Annotated in this window: 3 protein-coding genes and 1 pseudogene (1 of these 4 cut by a window edge); all 4 read right to left on the reverse strand. The window is 69.6% G+C overall.

What is annotated here, in order from left to right:
- On the reverse strand, positions 1-540 hold the 5' portion of the coding sequence (locus C1I89_RS33300; protein ID WP_102776385.1) for a baseplate J/gp47 family protein. It extends 330 nt beyond the left edge of the window; 540 of the gene's 870 nt are visible here — the first part of the coding sequence; it begins with the start codon at positions 538-540; its stop codon lies beyond the left edge, outside the window.
- Positions 443-862, reverse strand: coding sequence for a baseplate J/gp47 family protein (locus C1I89_RS33305; protein ID WP_102776386.1), 420 nt, complete (start codon positions 860-862; stop codon positions 443-445). Before C1I89_RS33305 ends, C1I89_RS33300 begins: the two co-directional genes overlap by 98 nt.
- Before the next feature lie 60 nt (positions 863-922).
- The gene (locus tag C1I89_RS33310) at positions 923-1,366 is read right to left on the reverse strand and encodes a phage GP46 family protein (protein WP_102776387.1); all 444 of its coding nucleotides are present in this window, start codon (positions 1,364-1,366) and stop codon (positions 923-925) included.
- Positions 1,366-1,604: pseudogene (locus tag C1I89_RS33315) on the reverse strand (baseplate assembly protein); the annotation flags it as partial. The pseudogene C1I89_RS33315 and the gene C1I89_RS33310, both read right to left, overlap by 1 nt.

Genomic DNA, 1,604 nt, shown 5'->3' on the forward strand with positions numbered 1-1,604 from the left:
GATGCGGCTTATCAGCAGCGTGCCGCCTGGCTCGCCCTCACGGCCCACCAGATCCTGTAGCGCTTGCGCGGCGGCCGCCCGCACCGCCTCGGTGTTGGGCAGCACCCACAGCTGCGGCGCGAACGGCTCGGTTTCAGGGGCCACCACGTACACCTGCGCCTGGACGTTCTTCTGCGCCTCGATGTGGTCGGCTACGGCCTGTAGCAGCTGCTGCGACGGCAGCGGGCCGTCGCTGGCGTCGTCGGCCATGATGCGCACCACCACCGACCCCGGCCCCATGCCCAGCGGGTCTTCCCAGGCGCGCGTGACGCCCGGCACCTGTAGCGCCCACTCCTCCCAGTCGCCGGCGGCGCCGCCACGCGGCACGCGCGCGCGGCGCAGCATGATGCGGTCGCGCCAGCTGCCGAAGGTCTCCAGGTCGGCACCGCCACGGATGCCGTCCTCATCGACCACTGCCTGGCCGACCACGCCAGGCANNNGCGGCCACGGCTTGGCCGTCGGCGATCCTGACCTCCTCGGTGGTCCGGTACTCCCGGCCATCCACCTGTAGCGTGGTGCCGGCCACGATTACCGCGTCGTCGCTGCCCTGGAAGCGCACCCGGCCCACCGCGCGCGACGCTGTGCGGCGCGGCACGCCCGCGCTATGCAGATGCAGGTTTTCGTCGTCGCAGGTTTCCGGGAACAGCTGTCGCTCCAGCCATTGCAGGTAGCCATACAGGCCATGCACCGCGCCAGCATCGGCAGCGGCCAGCGCCTTGGTCATCCGCACCGCCAGTTCGGCCTGGGCGCCAGGCAGGCGCGACAGCAGATCCTGGTCGATCCGCGCCAGCAGTTCCGGTAATGTGGGTCGCTTAAACGCCATGTAATCCTCCTNCCAGCAGTTCCGGCAATGTGGGTCGTTTAAACGCCATGTAATCCTCCTTTATGCGGCGCTTTGCCACACGTACTCGTACTGCCGCTGCAGCACGGTGCCGTCGCCGCGCACGATGCCGATCAGCAGTTGCAGCACGCCGCGCCGCAGGTGTATGGCCTCGACCTCGACCGCGCGCGCGATCTCATCCTCGACCAGCCAGGCCAGCGCCTCCTCGGCGTACTGCTGCGCGCGGCGCAGCACCGAATCCAGCTCCTTCTCGCGGCACAGCAACCACAGACGCGAGCCGTGCGGGCGCGGGTTATAGACATCGGCCCACCAGCCGCGCCGGTCGGTGGCGCCATCGGGCAGCCGATCCTCGGGCAGCGCCCGGCGGTCCGTGAACAGCGACAGCACCACGGCGGTCACCAGCCCATCGTCCGTGGCCAGGTCGCCACCGTCCAGCAGCAGGTCGAACACCTTGGCGGCGGGGTCGTAATGCAGCGCCAGATCCATCAGCCCATCCCCTGATTCGGTTTGCCGGTCGTGCCGCCCGAGTCGCCCGGATGGTCGTGGCCGTCGTAGGTCTCGCGCATTTCGGACATGGCACGCCCGCCCGAGTCGCAGCGGTCCCGGATCTCGCCGGTGCATTCGAGCAGATCGGTCTCGGCGCGCACCTTCGGCGCGTTCGTGATGGTCACCGGCTTGCCGGCGCCGTCGATCACGATGCCCGCGCGCGTCAGATGCACGCTTT

This window comes from Achromobacter pulmonis (genome assembly GCF_002885955.2).
Classification (GTDB): domain Bacteria; phylum Pseudomonadota; class Gammaproteobacteria; order Burkholderiales; family Burkholderiaceae_B; genus Achromobacter; species Achromobacter pulmonis_A.

Excerpts from the sequence above, each read along its gene's own strand:
- C1I89_RS33310 (WP_102776387.1), bottom strand. The coding sequence starts at position 1,366 with ATGGATCTGGCGCTGCATTACGACCCCGCCGCCAAGGTGTTCGACCTG.